Annotated in this window: 11 protein-coding genes and 3 pseudogenes; 10 read left to right on the plus strand and 4 right to left on the minus strand. The window is 57.5% G+C overall.

Annotation, left to right across the window (positions count from 1 at the left end; translation table 11 throughout):
* The first annotated feature begins 833 nt into the window (after positions 1–833).
* From KTQ42_RS22740 to KTQ42_RS22755, 4 genes are read left to right on the plus strand one after another with little or no spacing between them, the layout of a single operon-like run.
* Positions 834–4,697, plus strand: coding sequence for an ATP-binding protein (locus tag KTQ42_RS22740; RefSeq protein ID WP_217347895.1), 3,864 nt, complete (start codon positions 834–836; stop codon positions 4,695–4,697).
* Positions 4,669–5,298, plus strand: coding sequence for a hypothetical protein (locus tag KTQ42_RS22745; protein ID WP_217347896.1), 630 nt, complete (start codon positions 4,669–4,671; stop codon positions 5,296–5,298). Before KTQ42_RS22740 ends, KTQ42_RS22745 begins: the two co-directional genes overlap by 29 nt.
* A gap of 3 nt (positions 5,299–5,301) precedes the next feature.
* Entirely contained in the window at positions 5,302–6,561 is a 1,260-nt protein-coding gene (locus KTQ42_RS22750; RefSeq protein ID WP_217347897.1) for a hypothetical protein, read from the plus strand.
* On the plus strand, positions 6,554–7,420 hold the full coding sequence (locus tag KTQ42_RS22755) for a hypothetical protein (RefSeq protein ID WP_217347898.1): 867 nt from the start codon (positions 6,554–6,556) through the stop codon (positions 7,418–7,420). Before KTQ42_RS22750 ends, KTQ42_RS22755 begins: the two co-directional genes overlap by 8 nt.
* A gap of 125 nt (positions 7,421–7,545) precedes the next feature.
* Here KTQ42_RS22755 and KTQ42_RS22760 read toward each other — a convergent pair whose 3' ends face one another.
* Genes KTQ42_RS22760 through KTQ42_RS22770 form a run of 3 tightly spaced genes read right to left on the minus strand, consistent with a single transcriptional unit; the run spans position 7,546 to position 15,396 of the window.
* On the minus strand, positions 7,546–10,743 hold the full coding sequence (locus KTQ42_RS22760; RefSeq protein WP_217347899.1) for an RNaseH domain-containing protein: 3,198 nt from the start codon (positions 10,741–10,743) through the stop codon (positions 7,546–7,548).
* On the minus strand, positions 10,740–14,168 hold the full coding sequence (locus tag KTQ42_RS22765; protein WP_217347900.1) for a hypothetical protein: 3,429 nt from the start codon (positions 14,166–14,168) through the stop codon (positions 10,740–10,742). Before KTQ42_RS22765 ends, KTQ42_RS22760 begins: the two co-directional genes overlap by 4 nt.
* Positions 14,161–15,396 carry a hypothetical protein gene (locus KTQ42_RS22770; RefSeq protein WP_217347901.1) on the minus strand — a complete coding sequence of 412 codons (1,236 nt, stop codon included), beginning with the start codon at positions 15,394–15,396 and terminating at the stop codon, positions 14,161–14,163. The genes KTQ42_RS22765 and KTQ42_RS22770 overlap by 8 nt, the downstream gene beginning before the upstream one ends.
* 331 nt (positions 15,397–15,727) lie before the next feature.
* On the opposite strand from KTQ42_RS22770, the pseudogene KTQ42_RS22775 reads away from it, so the two are divergent.
* From KTQ42_RS22775 to KTQ42_RS22790, 4 genes and pseudogenes are all read left to right on the plus strand, one after another.
* Positions 15,728–16,144, plus strand: a pseudogene (locus KTQ42_RS22775) (alpha/beta fold hydrolase); the annotation flags it as partial.
* 78 nt (positions 16,145–16,222) lie between these two features.
* On the plus strand, positions 16,223–16,402 hold the full coding sequence (locus tag KTQ42_RS22780) for a hypothetical protein (protein ID WP_217347903.1): 180 nt from the start codon (positions 16,223–16,225) through the stop codon (positions 16,400–16,402).
* 1,020 nt (positions 16,403–17,422) lie between these two features.
* Positions 17,423–17,812 carry a hypothetical protein gene (locus tag KTQ42_RS22785; RefSeq protein WP_217347904.1) on the plus strand — a complete coding sequence of 130 codons (390 nt, stop codon included), beginning with the start codon at positions 17,423–17,425 and terminating at the stop codon, positions 17,810–17,812.
* Between the two features lie 420 nt (positions 17,813–18,232).
* A pseudogene (locus tag KTQ42_RS22790) lies at positions 18,233–18,944 on the plus strand (IS6 family transposase).
* 343 nt (positions 18,945–19,287) lie between these two features.
* On the opposite strand, the gene KTQ42_RS22795 reads toward KTQ42_RS22790, so the two are convergent.
* Entirely contained in the window at positions 19,288–21,780 is a 2,493-nt protein-coding gene (locus KTQ42_RS22795; RefSeq protein ID WP_217347905.1) for an EAL domain-containing protein, read from the minus strand.
* A 702-nt stretch (positions 21,781–22,482) separates the two neighbouring features.
* On the opposite strand from KTQ42_RS22795, the gene KTQ42_RS22800 reads away from it, so the two are divergent.
* Both KTQ42_RS22800 and KTQ42_RS24155 read left to right on the plus strand, forming a co-directional pair.
* Positions 22,483–22,836 carry a transposase family protein gene (locus KTQ42_RS22800; RefSeq protein WP_283093332.1) on the plus strand — a complete coding sequence of 118 codons (354 nt, stop codon included), beginning with the start codon at positions 22,483–22,485 and terminating at the stop codon, positions 22,834–22,836.
* A gap of 62 nt (positions 22,837–22,898) precedes the next feature.
* Positions 22,899–23,174 (plus strand): annotated as a pseudogene (locus KTQ42_RS24155) (IS30 family transposase); the annotation flags it as partial.
* Positions 23,175–23,219 lie beyond the last annotated feature (45 nt).

The raw sequence follows: 23,219 nt of genomic DNA on the forward strand, positions 1-23,219 counted from the left end.
AACGAATAGGAATGACGCACGTCCGCGATGCCGGGAAAGCACATCCTTATCCCCACTCAGTGCGCATCATGTGCCCTTGGCCAAGGTCACCGGATCCGACACCCTCGATTGGGGAAACACACTAACCCCTCTCCGGAAGCCCCTTTAGCCTGCCGCCTACGCATGATTAATGCTGATCTAAAAAGCTGCGACTGCGCTAAGGCAATGCCTTGCCGGCTCGGCTCGACGATCGGCGTTCACGAGAGCTGCTAGCCACAATCGTGGAAGAGCGGCGTGCGTGCCGTGATTGCGCGGATACCGAATCGTTTCAGCAGCGCCGCGCAATTTAGAAAACAGGCCTAACCGTCGTCGGTGTTCAGCCAGTCGCGATGAGACACGCATTGCTGTCAGTTATCGCACGAGGCCAGGCAGCCCGCAGAGCATGTGCGATGCAATTTTATTTTGTGAGATTTCAGCTTTGGAGCAACTATAACGATAAGAAAAGTTATCGTAATAGTCGCGCTCTCCAAGCTTTGCAAGTAGCGGCGGAGCAGAAAGAGACTGTAGAATTAAAGGACCAGCTGTCGAAACTTGGGCCGGGCAGAACGAATAGTATGCGATCGAAGGACAAGTAGCCCACAGAACAATGAACGCAGACGAAAATGGCCAAGGCGCGAGTGCAATGTGGCCAATGAGACAGTCCTGTTGCTGCCACCTCGCTCGCTCCATCTACCAGAAGGTCACCTTTTTACTAGTTATGATACTGGAAACGATTTCAAACCCGGACCGACCAGGACGGGAGCGTACAATCGGCGCGGTTCTTGGTGTGTCGTTAATTATTTCAGGAAATGCCAATGTATAAAGATCCGCACGACGGTCTTGGAGGAAAGGTCGTACAGAGGAAAGCGAGAAATGTGACAACCGCAGAGACAGTCGGCGGCGCAGACGGCCTCGCTCCGGAGATCACATACGATATTAGCGCGCTGCTCGTCGCCGACAGCGCGGCTGCGACGTCCGCGCCCGCGGCAGATCCGAGCACTCCGGAAGCGCCCACCGTGCTTGCGGAGGTTGGCGCCGAGCCGCGCTACGGACTGGAACGCATCTTCGTTGTCAACTCCTACACGAAGCAGAAAATTCGTGTGGTCGATGTCAAGGATTTCGCGCACATCGGCGGCAGCAACGGGCAAGGCAAGACGTCGCTGTTGCGGCTGCTGCCGCTGTTCTACGGGGAAGCGCCGTCGAAGATGGTGCGGCCCAACGGCAACGTGCTCAAGCCGCTGCGGGAATATATTTTTGACACGAGCAGTTCGTACTTGGTCTTCGAATACGTCAATCAAGACGGTCCAAAGCTAGCCATCCTTTACTACAACCAGGCAGGAGCCGCCTGCTATACGCTTTGTGACGGACGGTTCGACAAAAGCCTGTTCGTGGTCAATGGCGAGTTTATCGACAGTCGCCACCTGAACGGACACCTGCGGACCCAAGGCCGCCTTCCGACGCCTGCCCTGGGCAACGCGGATTACCAGAAGGTGTTGCAACGAAATTTTGGGATGGTTCGCGGCACCGATCTGCGACGTCACATGGAGCGGTTCGCGCTTCCCAGCAGGGGCTCACTAACCGGGGTTGAAAAAATTGTCAGCGGCATGTTCTTCAAAGGGGCGTCGTTCGCGAATCTTAAACGCATGGCCTATTCGGTGCTGTCGGAAAACGATGCTGACAACATCTCTGCGGGTATCAATATGAAATCGCTGAAGCTCTTTTTCAGCAACTTCAGCGCGTACCGCTCGCTGGTCCGCTATCAGCAGCAGTTCTTCGACGCCCGAGAAGCGCATGTAGAGATGATTCGCAGCGCGACCGCGCGCAACCAGACCGGCATCAAGATCAATATCTATCATGCGTACCTGCTTGACCGGGTGGCCGCACTCAAGAAGGCGATCCAGGACACGAATAACGCGCTCGAACGGGAGCGCGCGATCCATAAAGAGAGCATGCACGCGGCAGGCCTGAAGATCGCCGAGCTCGATTCGGGACTGACAGTGCAAAACAGGCTGGTCGACGAGATCACGGACGAGGAACGTGCGTACGAGCGCGACGACATCCATGGCAAGCGCGCCAAGGTCGCCGAGATCCCACAACTGGAAGCAACGGTCAATAATCTGGCTGGGGCGTTGCAACGCTTGCGCGACAGCCAGTCGAGCATTGAGGAAAAGTACCTGCGCGAACGCGAGCAGGTCGGCAAGCAATACGAAGAGGCGCGGGTGCCGCTGCTGGAACAGAAAGAAGATATCCAGGCGCGGGCAAGGCAAGTGCGCATGATCATCAATGCTGAGTACGCGTGCGAGGAAGAAGTCCTCAATACCTCGATGGACGACGCACGCGCAGCGCTGTCGGTGAAAGAAACGCAGGCCTACGATCACCGGCAGAAGCTGAGTGAGGAACTCGGCGAGATCGACACCACGTACGTGTTCCGGTCAAAGCGCAACGCGGTCGAGCAGCGCATGGAACGCCTCGGACGGAATCTCGAAGAGTTGCAGGACGCGCATCAGCGCGCCGCCGCGGAGCACGAGAAGGCAATAAGCGATTTCCGGCATATCGAACACCTGCTGCAGCAAGAGCAGGCCACGCTGGATCGGCTGCGGGCCGAACAGGATCAGAAGATGACGCTGCATGCGCCGGACCCGCAGTCCGCGCTGCACTTTCTGCGCAAGCATAAGCCTGACTGGCATATGACCATTGGCAAGCTGGTCAAGGAAGACGTGCTGCTTGCCACGGACCTGAACCCGCAGATTGTCAATGACAATGCGTACCATTGCTACGGCGTCGCGCTTGACCTGACCGGTCTCAAATCAAGCATCGCCAGCCAAGAGCAGAAGTTGCTGGCTGACCTTCAGGAGCTGGACGTGCAGATCACCCAGACCGAAGCCACGATGGAAAAACACCGGTGCGATTTGGCTGCGGCAGACGAATTACGGAAGGCGGCCAAGCAACGCCGCGACGGTACCGAAGTACAGATCGCCGCCAAACGGGACGCAGTGGCAGAAGCGGTGAAGGAGATCGACGCGATTACGGTCGCGGCGAATGCGGACGTCCACCAGCGCAAGGCGGACAAACGGGTAGAGATCGACCGGGCGAAAGACGCGATCGACTTGCTCAAGGCAGAAGCAGTGGCACTGAACAAACGGGCGGCCCAGATGCGCGCCGCGCTTAAGACACAATACCAGCAAAAGGAAAAGCAGTCGGACTTGCTGGCGTCGAACGAACTGAAGATCGTCGATGACCTGCTTGCTGCGGCCAAGACGACCCGGGATGACACCATGGCGTCGCTGAAAACTGCGCAGGACGAGGAACTGCGGGCAAGGGGCATGGATGTCGATGCGCTTGCGACACTGAAAGGATCATTGGAGGCGGCGAAAGCTGCGCATGACACTGCGATCAACCACCGGCGCAAAGTCGAGGAATACGCGCGCTGGCTCGACAGCCGCCCGGCGCAGCGAGAGAAGGCGCAACAAAAAATCACCAATCTGACGAATGCACTGGAAGAGCAGACTGCCGCGCGTGACAAGGCCGATCGCGAGTTCAAGGCCTATGCCGAATCGGTCGCGCGTACCCGCAACCAGGATCAGATGTCGCTCAACAGCCATAGCGACAAACTGGCGGAAACAGAGAAGCTGCAATCGATGGTGCATGTCAGGGACTTGGGAACCTCCCTGGCGGCCTCTTTCGAGCCGGCCGGCGCCACCCATCAAAGCCTGCGCAGCGACTTCAGGCGTCACGCCGATAAGTTCCGGGAACATCATCAGAAGCGCAATAGCGCGATTTCGTCGATCCACCGCGCATTCTTCGCGGCGGCGGATGGTACGCATGTGCGGCAGTTCGCCAACAACATGCCCTCTAATATTATCGAAACGCCGACCGAGGACAACATCGACGAAATCATCGCCGTCATGAGTGACTGGTTCACCGCAGGCCATGAACAGTCGCGCGACTCGATTAATTTCGAGTGCAAGTCGGTGTGCGGGCATTTCGTGCACTTTCACGATGAGCTGCTCGGCTTCCGTGAAAACATCAACAATCTGTCCCGCCGGCTGCAAAACAATCTCGACAGCGGCATGGTGTTCCGCAAGATCCGCAGCGTCAAGGTGCGGATGGTAAGCCGCGTCGAGCATCTCAGCTATTGGGACGAACTCGACCAAGTGGTGCGGGAGTACCGCTTCTGGCAAGACAACAACGACTGCGAGGGCATCCCGCCCGATCCGCTGCTGCACCAGCTCGAAGCGCTCAGCGTCAAGGTCGCTGACGGCAAATTGAGTGAAACGCCCGATTCGCTGATCGACCTACAGCTGCTGGTTGATGACGGCACGGTCAAGATTGTCAATAACGAAAGCGAACTGGCGAACGTCTCGAGCACCGGCCTAACCCAAATGGCGATGATCATCATTTTCATCGCGTTCATCAACAGCGTTCGTACCGACCCGAACGTATGGCTGACCTGGGCCATGGACGAGATCGGCACCATCGACGACGGTAATACGGTCGCGCTGAGCGACCTGCTGCTGCGGCACCGGATCATTTTGGTGTCGGCGGCGCCGGGCGGCAAGCCTGAAGTCCTGTCCTTGTTCAAAACGCATTACGAGGTGCTCGATTCGTTCGAGCTGAGCCGCACGCAACCGGAAATCATGAGGGATCACCATGTCAAGCGCAGTCATCAAGCAAATTAACGCATTCCTGATGGCAGGCGGGTTCGTGTCGCAGGACGTGCACCCACAATGGTTCGAGATCCTGAGCGATGCGGAAACACTTGAGTCGACGAACCACATCTTTTCCCACTTCAACCGGAAGGTTACGCGGACCTCGAATGGGCGAACCTACTACACGGTGTTCGTCCGAATGGACGAGGACGCGCGCAAGGAAATGGCGGCGGTCGCAACCCGCCACAAAAAGGAGTACCGCCACGTGATCTCGTTCCTACGGCTTACGCTCAATTCGATTTCGGGCGGATCGGTGCCGTGCGGCGGCGCTAAGCTGCGCGAGTCGACGCTGGTCGAAGTTATCGCCAACAACACCAATTTGGCCGACAGCCTGAAATTGTTGTGCGCAATGGTCGCGCCGCAAAGCCGCAGCGACCAGATTCCGTCGATGGTGAAATCGGTCTTGCGTTGGGCGGAGAAATCGGGGCTGATCGACAACATGAACAATGCGTTCGGCGACTGGCGCTTTAACGGCAAAGTCGACTGGGTCAACGACATGAATGCGGCGTTCCGCGACTATATCGAGATCCCGACCGAGGCGGATCGCTCCGAAAACCTTTCTCTCCTCTAAACGATGTCGGATTCCATTGCCTCGATCCTCGCCGTGCTGGAAAACTGCGGTTCTCTCCTAGGCCGGCTGTACGACACCCCCAAGGGGATTTTTCCGCAAGACGGCGACGATGTGCACTTGGCCAAGCTGCGGCGCATCAGCGCGGTTCGCCAAGCACACGACGAATCGTTCCGGCTTGACTCTGGGTTACGCCGCTGGTTCGACAAGGCGCTGAACCGGCGCCGCCAGTTCGGCCCCTCGGTGCACTACGACGATATCCTGACCAACCTGAAAACGGCGGTCGATGATTACCATGACGCGTTGGTGCAGATGAACAGCGCGTTGATTTCGGACCGGCTTAATACGATCTTCGAGCTGTGCGACGACTTCGCGACCGCGATGACGGAAGACCTGGAACAGTTCCGCTTGGTGATCCAGACCAGCGCCGGTTTCAGTGGCAGCACCATCGCCGAGCGCATTCGCTACAACAGCAACCGCCTCAAGCGCGCTCACGAGCTGCAGCGCAACTTGGAAAAGGCGCGCGATGAAGACCTCGTCGAACGCGCCGGTGCCGGCGACGATCTCGCGCATCTGCTGCGCAAGGAATTTTTTAACCGGCACCAGGACCTGCACACGCGCTTGCGCGAAGTCGCAGACGGGCTGTCGCGCAACCTGTTCGAGTTGCGGCGCCTGGACGAGGCCGCGCTGGACCTAATGCGGCTCGACAATTTCCTGTCGCGCAATCCAGATTTCGTGCTGCCGGATCTCGTGCATGTCAGCGAGACGCCCGAATGCTTCCTGCGCGCCGAGGGCATGGAAATGCAGGCGTTTCCCGACCCTTACAATGAATATTACACGGAAGACCTCGCGGCGGATTACCAGCGTATCCGCGACGACCCGCCGCCGGAGGTCAAGGAAGTGCGCAGCAACGCGGTCGAGGACACCGGCCCGCCGCCGGATCGCAAGGTGCCGACCTCATTGTTCTATGTCGCGTTCTTCGACTTCATCGAGCACGTGCTGGAAGAGGGTAGCGCAAGTGCGACCGAATGGATCCGTATGCATCCTGAAAAATTCGGTTTTGGCGAAGCGGTTTGGCTGCACTCAATTGCGCCGCACCATGAAAACGGTACGCTGGGACGCCTGTTGCGCATGCCGGACGATGTCAGTGTGGTCGCCCACCGGCGCGAAAACGGCTTCGAGCTGATCCTGTCCGACTTCGAGTTTTACCTGCCCGAAGCCACCGGCCGCGCTATCGACACGGTCACCGGAGACGTCCATGTCTGACTTGTCGAAGATAGAATTCATGATATTGGTGCGTGCCTACCTGTCCGGCTGTACTGAGCACCCACGCACCGCCACCGCCACCCGGCTGTCGGCGTTGCTGGGCTTTGGACGCATCCGCGGACGCAAATGGATCGTCGAGCAAAGCGACCGCCGGCGCATCCACGATTACCTAGTGAGTTTCGGATTGCGCGATCTGCAAAACCCGGCGATCACGTTCCGCGACATGACCCGCATCGAGACCGCATACCAGATCCCCGAAGAGAAATTCGCTGGTCGCAAACCGCGCGAGGGCAGGGTGCTGGTGCGCTCGGTCGACCGTCATGTCAAACTCAACGGCGCCACCTCCTATCTGTTCGACGACGCGGCAATCGATCTGCCGGCCGCCAACATTCGCTCGATCGATCACGATTGTGTGCTGGGCATCGAGAACTTCGAGGCATTCAATGGCTTCGAAACGCTGGACATTCGCGATTTCCCGTTCCGCGATCCATTGCTGGTATATCGCGGGGACGCCATCAATTTCCCGGATGCGTCAAAGCGCTTGTTCGAAAACGCCATGGTGCCAGTCGTCGCGTTCACCGACATGGATCCGCACGGGCTCAATATCGCCGCCAGCATCCCGAATGTGATTGGCGCGATCTTCCCGGCAGACCTGAAGGGATTAAACCGGGCTAACCTGTTTGCCGACCAGCGCGCCTTCCTAGGGCCGCGCGACAAGTACCCGGTGCCGTGGCATGTGCTGATCGAACACATGGAAGCGGCGCGCAAGTGCATGACGCAGGAACACATGTTTGCGCACCGCATCCCGTTCCAGTTCCTGCCCGTGCAAGAGGATTCCGTCTGCCTGCCAGTGGCCTAATGCACACCGCGTCAACCGGGCAACCCGCAGGAAAAAGCCCCGGCACATTGCTGTCGCCGCGGCTTTTTGCGACATGCCGTCCGGATCGATGTCATGGCCGGGGCCGACGGAGGAGCAACGTCACGCTATTCGCTATCGGCGTCGGCGTCGGCGTCCGACTCTGCAGCGGCGAGCGCAAACCTAGCGATGTACTGGCGGGCGACATTCTCGAAGTACAGTGGCACCGGCAGCGCGGTGCTTTCCAGATAATGCAACGCCATTTCCCGTAGCTCGTGACAAAACAGCGCGATATTGTCTGGCACGTCACCGTTTTGCATCAGGCCAACCACGAACTCGACCGCGTTAGGGCTGGGCCACTGACCAACGAACGCCGGCTTGCTCTTGACAACCTTGTAACCCGGCTGCTTGCTCGCGCGCTGCTCGTTCGTATTGACGGTCTCCCGGTAGCATGACGAGCCGGTCTTAAGCTTGGCCTTGATGCCATGCTGCGACCAGTACGCGATCGGGGCGCTGGAAGGCGCGGCATCCCCGACGCGGAACACGCCCTGCGTTTTCGAAGGCGTCGGCACCACCTGCATCACGTCACCGTCCGGAGCATTACGGAACGTCTTATAGCGGTTTTCGATAATCAGCGGCGCCAGACCCTGCCGCACCCGCACGATGCGGATGCCTTGCCAGACCTCTTCGATGTGCGTCGCATTGGCGATATCAATGCCTTCCCCGGAGATGTTCTGGTCCGTCAGCCAGGACCAGAGACCGGCCGCGTTGGTTGAGTCGATCATCACCAGTGCGTTGTTGTCTTGCGCGTTGCTTTCCTCGATCACGTCGCGTACGAACGCCTGGTACCTCTCGCGATTGACCTTCGCGCGCATATTAGCGTTCGTTTCGTTGGAGAGCCAGCACGGCGTCGCTTTGGCGAGTGTCGCCAAGCCCAGCTGCATGTCCATCCACGGCAGGGAATTTTCGAACTTACCATCGCGGTCATACGCAAACCGCATCTGGCAGTGGCCGGTTTCCAGTGACTGCTTGAATGCCGCGAGCACGAAGCTCGGGTCGGACGCGTTGACCCGTCCCGATTGGCTGCGAATGACGGTAAAGCCGATGATCTCTTTCGGTGGTGTGGTCGCACCAAAATACTTGGTGGCGATGCCGCGGTACGGCAGGACCGCGCCATTGTGCGACAGCAGCAGATCCTTGAGCGCCGACTGCACCCGCTGACTGAAGTCGCCGATCCGGGCCACTCCGTCCTTGAATTGCAGCGGCAGCAGGTATTGCGAACACGCGTGGGCCTGCGTAATGAGCGCATTGCGTGCCGCCGCCTTGTTGACCGGATCATCATGCAATGGCGGCGGCACCTTGTCTTTGTCCCTGCCTTTGCCATTGGCCGGTGCGGCGGCAGTGGCTTTCGGCGGATACCATTCATCCGCCATCACCAGGCAATACACCTGTTTCCCGGACGCCACATATTCGCGCAAGTCCGCGGTCAGGGATTTCCACGAGTCGACGCGTAGTGCGAACCGGTCTTCGTTGCTTTTTAGGTCGTTGCCGGGCAGCCACGATTTGTGACCATGGACGTTCTCCGGCAAGTGAGCGCGGGCGATCTCGAGTGAGGTGCCAAACAGCGTCCGGGCGATGTCTTCCACCAGGTTCACTTCCCCTTTCGTACGTCGCGCCGCATCATAGATCAGCACCAGGACGATGCCGTTTTGCGCGTTGAGGCCGGCGATCGCCTGCGAGTTCACGCGGCACACATCCTCCAGCCGTTGCAGGCCCAGCGCGCGCTCGGTGTGCGGGTCCTTCGCAGGGGGTGTTAGCGACGACTGCTTGGCGGATGGTTTTCCGGTCTGGGGTGTCGGCTTGATAAAGCCGTACCGCGCTTCGAATGCCGGCGGCGTGTCGGCGAATTGTTCAGCCAGCACATCGATCAGTATCGACGCATCCACAGTGCGCCGCTCATCGGCCTCGTCCTCCGGTTTTGCGGCGTCCGCGTCCACATCGGCGATAACCTCGGCGGAAGGCGCTTCCACCTTGTTGGCCTTGGCCGCCTTTATGCTCATCGCCTTGGCTTTGACAAAGCCCTTGAACGGCACCAGTCCAATGTCTTGCAGGATCGTGCTGGCATTCGTCATCGCTTCGACCCAGTCGCGCTCGGGCACGCCGACATCAAGCACATGCTTCTTTTCCGTGATGCCGTTCGAGTACACCAGACGTACAATGGATTTGCCGTCGACGTCATAGTCGCCCGATGCGATCTTGCGCGCGTCGTTCAACCCCAGCGGCAGGTGGTGTGCGGCAGTGATGTAGTCGAACGCGGCATCGGTCTCGACTTTGTATATCCCTTCCTCCTGTGTCTTGCGGTCGGCCTGGAACGTCATCACTCGGTCGGGCATTAGGTCGGAAAATACATGCCCCTTGATTGTGCGGGCGCCAAACTTGCGCTTCAACGCTCCGCCGATCCAGCGGCGGCGGGACACGTCAAACACGATCAACGGTTGCGGCACCGATGGCACCGTTTCGACGTGCAGCGTGATGCAGAAACTGAATTCGCCGCCCTCGACGACGATCGGTGGCGTCAGCAGTGTGGAGCGGTTGCGCACCGGGTCGGTGTCCAATACCCGTCGCAGCGCGCCGGTGCCCGGCAACAGCTCCTTGCCCACCAGCGCGATCGCTGCTTCCTCGACCAGACCGGCATACGAGAACTTCGAATTGTCGCCAACACGCCGACTCGCCGCGGTGTTGGCCTTGTTCGGCTGCCACGGCAGTGTATGCACGGCCAGATCGCGTAAATCATGCGCCTGGCCCGTTTTCACCGTGGCCATGAGCGAGTTTAGCGTGGCCAGCGCCGCGGCATCGCCCTCCGCGAAGTGAAACAGGCGGTCCGCCCACTGCACCAGGCATGACTTAATCAGCTTGTCAAACGATTCGCGCGACCCCATCCGTTCGGAGAGCAGCGCAAAGGGTGCCTGGTCGACCTGCGGGTTCAGGTACGACAAGCCCATTCGCGTGTCGAGACGCAATAGGGCAGGGAGGCGGCAGTGAAATGCGCCACGCAATTCGCCGTACGGGAGTTCAATCTTCTTAATGCGACGTGCGGAGGCGACCTGGGTGCGATATTCCAGCAGCAGCGCCGCGAACGGCTTGGTCCACGCCAGCGACCGGGCATGCAGCACGCGTGTGGGTGCGTCCGGCGCGGGAGCGAACGCCATCGACACCTTACCGAGGTCGGTCGGCTGATCGACCCACATCTGCCTTTCGTCGTCCGGCTTTTCCGGCGCTTCCTCCACCCGGTCGAAGTAATTTTCCACGGCGAATTCCATGCTCATTCGTTCCCCACATCCTGGTCAAAATCAAAATAGTCGGATTCGTCGAAGTCATCGTCTTCGGCGCGCTCCTTCGTTTGCAGGCGCTTGATCGCGCGCATCGGTGTCAGGTAGTCGTGGTACAGCGCCTGGTAAATTTCGCGATGCAGCGAGTTGCCGTGCCGCACGTACTCTTCCAAGATCTCGCGCATCATCACCAGCATGCTGCTTTTTGCATCATCGTCGTCCCCCAGCGCGGAACGCGGCGCCCACGCGGCATCGACAAAATACACCCAAACCTTGCAGCCGCCGCGGGTTCCGCGACCGATGGTCTGGAACAGCGGAACGATCTGATTGGCAACGAATTGGCGGTACATTTTCATCGTCATCCGGCTCGCCATCACCGGGTCGCGCAGCACTTGCCAGACGTCCTTGAACTGCTGGCGACGCGCATCCTCGTAGGCGTCGCTGATATCGTCGATCGACTTGCTGCGGCCAAACTCGATGGTCGAGAACTGCTGCGCCTGCTGGCCGATCAAGCCGAGCAGGAATTGCATGTCGTCGCTCGACGGGTGTGGGCGGGTCAAAAAATACAGGTGCCCGAGCGCAGCTTCGCCGCTGCGGGGGCCATGCGTATGAACGACGTTGACACCGCGTTGCAGCGCGCCGATCGGGAAGATCAGGATGTCGCACTCATCGTCATCGCCGATCGACTCCACCGCGGCGGTGGAAACGTACCGTCCCGAATTGATTTCTTCCTTGGACGCGGCGCTGACGACCGCCTTGGTCCTTTGCCGCAAGTCCGGGAAGTTTTCGTCGATCACTTCCTTCACGAACCGCGCCTGGTCATAACTGTTCACGATCAGCGCCGCCTTGCGCCCAATCCCGCCAACGACGTCGTGCCGGCGCATGTCACGGTAAATCTGGCTGGTGGCCATTTCGCCCTTGAGTAACTTCAGCACCATTTGCTTTAGATTGTCCATGCGGCGATCGCCGGCGCCGGAGAAATTCAGGTATTTCACCCCGAGTACGCCCGGGCGGTCGTCTAGCTGCGGCAAGAACTGCCACTCCGACATCGGCTTGGGTGCGGCTGACTTCTTGCGTTGCAGCACATAATGCGGACCGCAATGGATGTGGAACGACGGGCTGTCTTGGATGAACGAGGTTGCCGACACCAGCAGTACTGCCGGGCCGACACGCTGGCCTTCCGCTTTGAACAGACGATGGAAATTGTGCAGATACAGCCGCGGCGATCCCTTGATGGTTACGTGCTCCATCTGGATCTTGAAATGACTGTCGCGGCCATCGTCGCTCTGATGCATCTGGTATTTCAGTCCGCTTAGGGCGCCGACCAGCGATTCCGGGATATAGCGTTGCAATTCCGGCGACACCATGTTGTCCTTTAGGTCAATCAGGTCCGGGTCCAGCGGCAGGTTCTTGATCGCCGTGACTAGGCGGCGATAGCCGATGATCATCAGTGTAATTGGCGTCAGCAGCATCAGTCCCGCTTCAACCCGCGGCTCGACGAAACTGTCATCGAAACATAGGCGTTTCATAATGCGGGTGATGGCGTCGAGTTCGTCCTGCGTCTTGATCGGCGACGCCGACTGGAAGCGCACCAAGTGCCGACGCAGCTGTGCGGTGATCTTGAGGGTCTCGGCTTCGGTTTTGCCCATCACGCCGGCGATATAGGCCGCACGGCTCCACACGCCGTCGGTCGTTTCGACCCGGTCGGTGAACGCTTCGTAGGTGACTTCGTCCCACAATTCGATGATGGCGTTGCTGCGAAGTACCCGCTCGATCTTTTTCTCGCGCGATTCCACGTCATCCCGGTCGCCTTCGGCGACCGACTTGGTGCGCATCCCGCCAAGAATATCAATGATCATCTTGGCCGAGGTCAGCAACTGGCGATCGAAATACTTGGCAGCCTGGATTTGGTCCGAATTGCGGTTCATGTCGTTGAGGGTGCCGCCGACGATATACGTCAGCTGGCTGACCGCATTGGCGGTTCGGCCGAACGACTGGACATGGCTGTTACCCAGCGTGTGGCTGTCGTGCCCGGTAACCCGATGCTGGATCTTGCTGACCTTCTCCGGCACAAGGCCCGAATTGGTGCCCATGATTTCGAGCTTGTACGCGGCCTGGCTGTCGAGGTCGGCCTGGATTGCATCCGCTTCGTCGAAAATCACGACGTCGAAGGATTTGGCGATGTACTCGAAGTATCGCATGCGCATTTCGCTGGTATAGGCGGGCACACGCGTGTCCATCGACGCAATATGTCCGACCCAGACCAACGCGGTAACACGGTCCCGGGTGGCCTTGCGACGGCCGCACCCGGCAAACAGTGGGCATAGGATCGGTTGCGGATCGCCTTTTTCGCGGACAACCTTGATTTCTTCACAGGGCGCGTGGCCGTATTGCCAGTCGCTGAAGGGACTGCGGCTAAATGCCTGCAGTACGCAGTTTGCCGCAAAGTCTTCGCCGGTCGGCAGCGATCCGCCAAAGCCGCCGTGCCCGTACTGGCTCGCGATGGTTTCCCCATTGCGCTTATAGTGGCGGTAACGGGTGTTGTTGCTTTCGCCCGACAGCAATGCGACCTCGACGTCCTGGACCCGCAGCGATTCCATGTACTGGCTGCTCACCTCGATGGTCGGGAACACCATCATCGTGCGATAGCCATGCCGCGACAACCAAACTGCCAGCACCATCAGCAGCGATGTCTTGCCGACGCCGGGCAACCCCAGCAAGTGGCGGCATTCGCACAGCGTCAGATGATCCGTTTCCTGCAGCGTGTCCACCGCGCATTGCTGGACAACAACCGCGGAAAGGCGGTCGTGCCAGCTGCCGGCTCGCGCCACGTCGCGCTCCTTTTCACGCGCATCCATCTCTTCAGCGATCGTGAGCAGTTCAATGATCGGCACGTCGATCGGGCCGCGAGGATGACGGTCCTGTGCGTGCATGCCCGGCGGCGGCAGCCCAACGTCGATCTGGTGTAGCGGAATCGTGCGCTTGTCGGCGGAGATCGCAATCAGTTCATCATCCGCCGTTGCGGTTGGGATATCATAGACTTCATATGCGGCGGTCGTGCCCAGCACTTCTTCCAGGCGGTTTAGGCGTGGCGTACTAATCAGCGGCCGGCGCTGGAAGGTTTGCGCGTTCGGATCAATCTCGTATTCGCCTTCGGTACGCGCGGAGTGATGATGATTTAGGTAATCGTCGATCGCCGACTTTACGCCGGTCGGCGTGTCGATGCCGAGTTTCATCAGCCGCAGGTTGAACAGCGCCTGCGCCGCCTTACGAATCGCCGGCGCGGTCATCACGCTAGGCATACCGGAATGCAGCATGCGCACATGCGCGAAGCTATTGGTGCCGAGAAAGCGCTCGAGAGCCACGCACAACCAGAGAATGCGCTCGGCATTGGGAATCAGCTTTTTCTCAAAATCACGCATTTTTCATCTCCGGCAGTTTCCGGACTAGGTCCGATACGCTCATGAAGTCGAGCGCGTTGGCGACATGAGTACTGTCTTCCCTGAGCCGCTGCCGCAGGCGGGCGATATAGCCGCCCTTGACGTTGTCCACACAGTGGTCGCTGATCGCGACAATCCGTTTCCGGTAATTGATCAGCCCGCCGATCCCGTTAGTCAGGAAGTGACGCGCCAGCATCTCGGGCGACGCATAGCTCTTGACGTCGATACCGATATCTTCGTCGTTGCCGAAGCTGATGTCAGCAGCATCCGAGAGCGGGTAAAGCACTACGTTCTTGATGCCGAGGCCGACTCCTTCATCGAAAATGCGGATCTCGTCAATGGCCGGTGCCGCCCAGTATTTGAGGATCTGCGGCTTGGCCACTAACAGCCGGGATTCTTTGGGATCGATGATGCGCGGCGCTTGCGCCGGATTGAGGGTCGCGCACTGCACGATCGGGCATTTCGATGCCGGCACCTCCTTTCCGGTCGGTTTCATGAGCGCGCCGCAGTGCGGACACTGGTGCACTTTGCCCTCGATACGCCAGGTCAGCGGAACCGGCTCATAGAAATCGTCGCGGATGGTGTGGATTAGCCGCTGCAGATTGTGTTCGCTCAGGTAGGCACTGATCTCTTCTTCGTTGCCCATCTTGTGCCGGGACGGGAGTTCCCGTAGCGCGGTATACACTTCGTGCTTGCGCAACCCGAACTCAGCTGAGATTGTGCGCAGTCTCTCGAAGAGGATGTGTTGCACGATCTGGTCATTGCCAAACCCGCCGTGGACTTTGGCGATGTCCTGGCATTCCTGCGTGGGGACGTCGAACTCGGCGTCCACCAGCACGCTGTCGGCGTAGTCGAACCGGCCCGCATGGAACGCCTGGACACCCCAGTCGGGATGCGAAAACGGCTTCTTGCAAAGCGCGATGATATTGTGCAGATTCGCGACGGGGCCTTCCTGCTTGCCTTCGATCATGCGAAACAAGCCGATCAATGACTGCGCGGTTTGCATCGCGGCCGGGACCGTGTGGTCCTGGACCACGATGCCGCGGCCGGAACTGACGTTGCGGTAGATGAGCTGGATGCCTTGGGCAAGCAGACAGATCGCGCGATCGCGTTCCGCCGGGTCGACAACGGCAGTGGTGGTGTGGTTGGCTGGGGTAGATGCGGCAGACGAGCGTGTGGCCGCTTTTCTACCCGGTGAGCGTGGGGGCATGGACAACTCCTGTCTGAGGTATCTCAGGCGGTGCGAGGCACGCACATGAGACGGAAATTTGCTGTCAGTCAGCAAACGAGAGGCGATCTTAACACAGCGTTTTGAGTTCGTGAGCGCCGCATCGACCATGGAATGTGACAGCGAAAACCGGAAGCGCGAGCGCAGGGGTCATGCGCTGCGGCCATCAATAATGGCTTGGATAACCTTCAGCCGATCAATGTCGCGCATGCTCATGGTAATGCTCGCGAACCGTGCCGTAATGCACCTCCACACATGAGGAAGTGCCTAGAATGAGCCGTTCAACCTAAACAAGCAGGTAGCCCTTGGCCGTGACTACCGCGTGATTGCTTTCGACAACCGTGGCGCCGGCGCCAGCACGCAGGTCGACGAGCCGGTCAGCACCGCCGACCTGGCCGACGACACCCTGCGCCTGATGGACATTCTCGGCATTCCGGCCGCGCATGTCGTCGGTCGTTCGATGGGCGGGGCGGTGGCGCAGCACATGGCATTAAGGGCGCCGCAGCGCGTGCTGTCACTGGCCTTATGCGCGTCGTTTGCACGGCTGGACCCGCTGGGACGGCGCGTGTTGTCAAATATGCGCGAAGCGCTGGAATGGCGCATGTCATGGGCAGACCATGCGCGTCATTCGGTGCAGAACTTCGTCTCGGCTGGTTTCTTCAACCGCTGCCCGGAACGCGTTGCAAAGATTGAACAGCTAATCGGCGGCGAGACCCGCCTGCCGGCCTGATATATCCGGCAGAACGAGGCATGCCAGTCGCACGACACGTTGCTCGAGTTGGGCCGGATCACACAGCCAGTGCTGGTCATGGCTGGCGACAGCGACCCGATCTGCTCGCTAACCGCTACAGAGATGCTCTCGCAAGGATTGCCGGATGTGAGGACGGAAATTTTCAAGGATGCGAGTCAATTCTTTTTGATGGAGCAGCCGGAAAAATTCATGGACTTGTTGAAAGGATGGTTGCCGAAGCAGGGTGGCGAGAAGTAGCGCCGGCGGTCTAAGTAGTCTGGTCAATCTCTATAGAGCGATTGATTTTTCAATGAACCTGTTACATTTCTGGTTTGCACCTATTAGGTTGCGCTGCTGGCGGTCTGCGGTGTTTTAAGCAGCCACCTTAATGCCTGCGAGCTGCAGGGCAGCCTTTATCGACCGTAACGGCGAAGGATAGGGTCAACAGGACTCCCCCCAGATACCAATGCCTTTGCTTGCGCAGCCTTTTCCAATGTCTGATATTCAACAGGTGCGCTTGGCAGTGCCACCGCCCAGCCGCTCAGCAGCATCCATGCCCTCAGATCTTCGCCGTTTGAGCTGCCACCGGCAATAAGACTGCCATCAGGATTCGTGGCTCGCGGCGTGCAGCAAACAAAATTGCCAGATATTTTGAAGTCCAATGCTATCGCAGTCCTTGGCTCGCAACGTACCGGACGGACGAATGTAAAGCAGCTTTCCGCGGTGGGAGGAGCGTAGGTGCCGTGGAGCTAGATAACGTTGCCGGCGATTCTCAGTTAGCGAAAGCAGTTAAAACTGAAGGCAACCATTCAGCAAGGTTTGGCGCTACATTTATCGTCACGCGACCAATCAGTGGTGACAAATATGTTGCCTGGTAGTGCCTCGGGTTTTAACCGCGCTCGCACCAAATCGATAAACCGCTGGATTGATAATACCGGTTATCAATCGCCTATTTGGTGTGTGCGGTGCAGCATTTACTGAAAAGACGGCGCCTTCTAGGGCAATAAAGCTGCTGCGCGAGCCGTTGCGCGTTCTGCAGACTTTACTGATTTCAAAAACCCTGTGGAGGATAAGCAGTCCACAGGTTGGTGTATTGCAGGCTGTGCTTGGTCTGCTGTGATCGTGGGAGTTTCCATCTGTTGTGGATAGGCGGCGGGGCAGGCCAAACCTAGCGCCCCTTTGTATTTGCGGATGGAATTTAAAGCTTAGACCGGGCTGCTTGCCCGGCGCCGCAGGCCCTGGTACTTTTGCCGCGATCTCGGCAGGCGGCGCGAAGGCATGATTGGGGCACAGCGGTATGCATGGCATCACGACGAAATCATCGCCAGCGCGCCGGCACTCGGCGTCACTTGGATTAAGCTACCCAGCAGATACCATGCGATAGATCTTCACGGCACTGCCACCACCCACTCGCATCTCTTTAGGAGCAAAAAAATTTTATGGTTGATCGTACAGGGGATGGTCCGCATGCCAAGGTTCGCAGCCTTAGTTTTTCTGCTGGCACTGGCAGCTCTATCCAGTTGCATCAGCTATGCCGGCTACCTCGTGCTTGGCGTCATCGCCGACTTCCTAGGCACTGGCCGATTCACGGCCGGCCTGCTTTTCGGAGCACTGTTTGCCAGATTGCCTTGGATAAGTCAGGGCAAATTGGGAACCGTCGGCCTGTAGCCACGGCGTGCGCGGCGGCCTGTAATGCTCGTCCTTCTCATCTGGTGCATAGCGAGTCTGCTTTACCGTAGCGAAATCGGGTCTGCAGTGTTCCCCGGGTTTGCCGCTGCCTTTCTGCTTGCATATCCATGGCTGCGACAACAGGCGCTCGATCACATTCGGTCATTCCTACAAGGCTCCATGCGAGGCCCCGCCAGGCGGGGCGCAAGCGATCCAGGAATCATTGATGTTGAGGTGCACGAAAAGAAGGAATGAAGCCCGACGCGTAGGTCCAATAGACGCGCACACAGTCCATGTTTTCTCCTGCTCGCCTTCTGGCTATGGCGAAAGTCGGCCAAGAACGGTCCTGATACCGGTTCTGGTGCAAACAGCGGTTGCCGATCCAGTAAGCTTAGGTCCTGGGCAAATTGGAGAATCAGAATGGATCGGCGCAACAGCATGGACGAGTTGTTCATAGGTCGCCACTTTGATCGCGAGGTCATCATTCTGTGCGTGCGATGGTACCTGCGCTTCAAGCTCAGCTTACGCGACCTGGTAGAGATGATGTCAGAACGGGGCTTGTCGCTAGCTCATACGACGATTTTGCGCTGGGTACAGCGCTATGCCCGTGAATTCGTCAAGCGCTGGAATCGCTTTGACCTCCTGCGCGTCAATCCTGGCGAGTCGACGAGACTTACGTGAAAATTCGAGGCTAGTGGCACTACCTTTACCGTACCTTCGACCGGGCAGGAAAAACCGTCGATTTCCGACCCAGTGCCCGGCAAGACGTGACGGCAGCCAAGGCCTTCTTGATGCAAGCTGTCAAAAGCCAGGATAGGGTGCCGCGGACGACTACCTTGGACGGTAATGCCGCCTTCCATCGCCCAGTGCGTGACATGAAGCGCGTGGCCTGCTGCCTGGCGACACGAAGCTTCGATCCTCGAAGTACCTAAACAACCTGATCGAGCAGGACTATCGGAACATCAAGTCGCGGATCAACGTCATGCTTGGGTTGAAACGGTTCAGGAATGCCACCGTCATTATTGCCGGCATTGAGCTGATGCATCGCATTCGTAAATGTCAGTTCGATATACGCGGCAACCTCAAAGAGACCGCTGCGCGGGCAGTATGGAATGCCGTGCTCTCCCCTTGATGAGCGAACTGAGAAACAATGCGTTTTTTGCTTCTCCCATCAATTTGCACCACAGCCCGTTGGACGCATAACGGGCACACCTTCTTGTGCAGGTTCGGGTAGCGGTCCTCAACGGCGAGCTGAAAAGGCGCGACATGCCTGATCGACGACGACCACTCACAGAAGAAAAAATGACGATCACTGCCATTGTGTGGCCTAGCGGGACCTCCGGTTTTGACTGCTCTCTTGTAGAAGGGGCACCTCTGCACGACTGTTCAAGAAACTTTATTCAACGCTGCCGCGCGGCTGATAGGAGGGCGCAGCAAGAGCAAGTATGCAGTGCTACGCAAATCAAAATGCGCGATCAATGCGAGAAATTAAGTGATCCGGATATGAAGTCTTCGAATTCAACAAATGCCATTGGCTTTGCAAAGAGGTATCCCTGACCGTAGTCACATCCCGCTTCGGTGAGCATTCTTTGCTGCTCTTTTGTCTCGATGCCTTCTGCAATCACTTTCATACCAAGCTTATGCGCCATAACGATCATCGTTTCGCACAGTGCCAGACTTGTCTGACTGCTCTCCAGATTGCGGACGAATACCTGATCGATTTTTAAGAAATCAAATTTTAGTTTGGTGATATAGGAAAGAGACGAGTAGCCAGTCCCAAAATCGTCCAGAGCCAGCTGCACGCCCCGATGCTTAAGCATGGCAAATTTCTGCACCATCCGTTCATCAAGATTGAGAAGCGTCCCCTCTGTGAGTTCCAGGACGATGCAGGTCGAGGACACATCAATTTTATCCATCAACTCAAATAAGGCATAAAAAGCATCTTTGCCGCCGCGGAATTGGATTGGCGAAAAATTGATGCTTACTTGGAAGCTCGAATTGATCGCGCGGCACCGGTGGGCAAATGCCTTCAGTGTTTCACTGCACACCCACTCGCCGATCTGGTCAATGATTCCGATTTCTTCAGCAATCGGAATGAAGATATCCGGCCGGATATTGCCTTCGTCGGGATGGGCCCATCGCAGTAAGGCTTCTGCTTTCGCCACTGAACCGTCTTTGAGGTCGACGATAGGCTGGTAATGGACTTCCATCTGCTGTTCCGAGATCGCCCGATGCAAATTGTTGACTAACCGGCGCCGTGCAAGCGCCTTTTCCTGCATTGAAGCCAGGAAGTAGCCATGGCGATTCCCACCTTCGCGCTTCACGGTATACATCGCCTGGTCAGCGTGCTTGATCAGGTTTTCAATATGCGTGGCATCCCTTGGGTAATAGGCAATGCCGATGCTGGCGCTGACATAAGCAACATGTCCGTCCAGATCAAAGGGAAGGGCCAACACAGTAGTCACGAGTTCTGCAGTCCGTTCGACTTCCTTGTCGTCCAGGTCGATCAGCACGATGGCGAACTCATCGCCGCCGAGACGGGCGATGGTGTCAGCTTTTCCTACAGCGTGTTCCAGTCGTTTTGCGACCTGTATCAGCAGGTTATCGCCAACGCTATGACCGAGCCCGTCGTTGACTTCCTTGAATCGGTCCAGATCAATGAACAGCAGCGCAACAGACGTCTTATTCCTGCGGGCCAGATCGAGGGCGTGCCTGAGACGATCGGCAAACATGAATCGGTTTGGCAGGGAAGTGAGGGAGTCATAGTTGGCTTGACGCCAGATTACTTCCTCAGCGAGTTTTCGGTCTGAAATATCAAGAAACAAAAGGATGTGCTTGGACACTGAGCCGTCGGCCGCATAGACGGTGTCGACCGTACACAACTCGGTAACCTTGGTCCCGTCCTTCTTGCGGCGCCAGACCTCGCCTTTCCAATGACCGGTTTCTAACAGATGGCGCTGCATTTTTGCGTACGATTCGGAGCCCTCGATGTTCTTGAAAAAAGACAGTAGAGGCATGCCGACCAGCTGATCCTCGGTCACTTCATGTTGTTTTGCGAAGGCTTGGTTTGTTGCGACAATCATACCCGCCGCATCCGTGACAATGATTGCTTCACTGGTGTTTTTGTAGACCAGGGCAGCCAGCTGTGTTGTAGCGTCAGCCTCTATTCGCGCGGTAATATCAACGACGGTCCCGATCATCCTTTCCGGCTTTCCCGCCCCGTCGTAACTGATCATTCCATGAGACTGGCACCATAGCCAGTTCCCGTTTTTGTGCCGGAGGCGGTGTTCGGTGAGAACGGAAGGCCTGTGGTTTTCCAGCGCCCCTTGTATCACGGCCATAACGGTAGACTTGTCTTCAGGGTGGAGACGGCTTTCCCATTCCGCTACATCGTTGGAAATTTCTTCGTCCCGATATCCAAGAAGCCTTTTCCAGTGCGCAGAGTAATTAGCCTCATTGGTTCCTACCTTCCAATCCCATACACCGGCGCCCGACCCTTCAAGCGCTAGACGCCATCGTTCTTCGGTGCGCTCCAAAAGTTCGTTCATGTGCCGGTATTCTGTCACATCGTGCACTGTTCCGATCAGTTGGCGACATTCGTTATCGACATCGATTACTGGCGCTACCGTGACCTGACCAACCTTCTCGCCGGTCGGATAAACCGATATCTCCTCCCACGAAACTGCTTTCCTAGTGCTGATGGCTTCACGGTATTTACGTAGAACGAGCGCATGCGCAGGCGGGGGAATCACCTCCTCGATGTATTTGCCAACAACGTCGCTTTTCGATAAGCCAGTTGCTTCAGTGAATTTCTTATTGATCGAACTGAATTTGAACCGCCCGTCGTCGGTAACATCCAAAGCAAATAGGACATCGCTCACGTTGTCATAAATCAACGATAACTGCTCTTGGCCGATCCGTATTAGATCTTTGGCAGTTCGATTTGCTCGGTCATCACGCTTGGGCACAGAAGTCTCCTGTAATTTGTGATCTGGGCCCAAGCCAAAACCACATGTCTATTATGTTCAGCATCCAATTCCGCTGAGATTCGCTTCTTTGTAGCTGGCGTTGTAGAGTCTTGTGCCCATCGTAGCTTGTGCCTCCAATCTCGACAGCACCAGCAATCCTCTCAGAGACTCGCTGCCGGCAACATACGCCTATCAAGCTCCGACTTTGGAGACATTATTAGCACAGCGACATGGCTTTTCGCTATCTCGCGTTGGCCCGATAATAATGTGTGTATATAACTATAGGGCCAACGTGCCAACCATAAAACCGAGCTACCTGCCGACCGGACCGACTACCTGAGCGAGAATTGTACTGCTGACATTCGGATATGCCTGCCCGAAGCGCTGGAGTGAACTCAAGCCCTCCCTGACCGCCGCAGCGCGCCACTGTAACCATTGCGACCACAACGTCTACTGTGTAATACCGACGCCGATATCAAGCTCTACACGCATGGAAGCTATGGCATCGCCATTGCCAAGAGTCAATGCCGCTCGTAATTTGGCTCTTCCGCATTTTGTGTGACGGTTTATAGTCGATGAGAAATAGCCCGGACGCCTGCTTTAAGTAAGTTTGTACTGGAGAAGGGCAAGTCCAAGCCTTTTTCTCACTGCGTCATTATGCCTCTTGATCTGCAGGTACAGTCCTGCGAACTGCGCAATCAGATGCTGACCGTTTCTCTGCGATGTCAGTGCCACGGCGCGGCCTGCACTGGCTGTGGAATGTCCAGTTCGCGCATTCACGGCATTGACGAGCGCCAGATTCATGACTTGGCATGCCACGGCTTTCGCGTATGCCTGCATGCTAATGTGCGGCGCTTCCGCTGCGCCAACCTTGCCTTTGATCGACAAACCTTTGCCGCGCCATTGTCGCTGGCCATGCCGTACCAACGCCGCAGTCAACGTCTACAGAAAGTGCACGCGCAAGTTGGCCTCGCGCTCAGCGGCTTGCCCTCTGCACGCCTGTTACGCCATCAGAATTGTGTTTGCAAGAAGGCCGGATATAAAACTGCAGCCTAGCTCTGTCAGACTCACACAAGAAAAACCTTGGCAAACAGGGGTACCCATATAAAGGAAATGACCGCTATGTCAAGCTGACTGCCAACACCGGCGCACGCGTTTCCTTCTGCGACCCGCATAGTCCCTAGCTGCGCAGCACTTACTAAAACACCAACGGCCTGTTGCGTCAGTATTTTACCAATGGCACGTACCTGGCGGTCTATGGCCGAGAACAGTTCGATGCGATTGCTGACAGCTTGAATACGCAACCACGCGCAACGCACAACTGGCTCACGACATTACAAGTCTATGCTGCCGCTCTGGCGAGTGCCCATCAAACTGATACGTTAGTTCATTAAACAGCCGTTGCACTTCTGACTAGAAACCGCCCACTTTTGCCTTTT

The organism is Noviherbaspirillum sp. L7-7A, assembly GCF_019052805.1.
Taxonomy (GTDB): domain Bacteria; phylum Pseudomonadota; class Gammaproteobacteria; order Burkholderiales; family Burkholderiaceae_D; genus Noviherbaspirillum_A.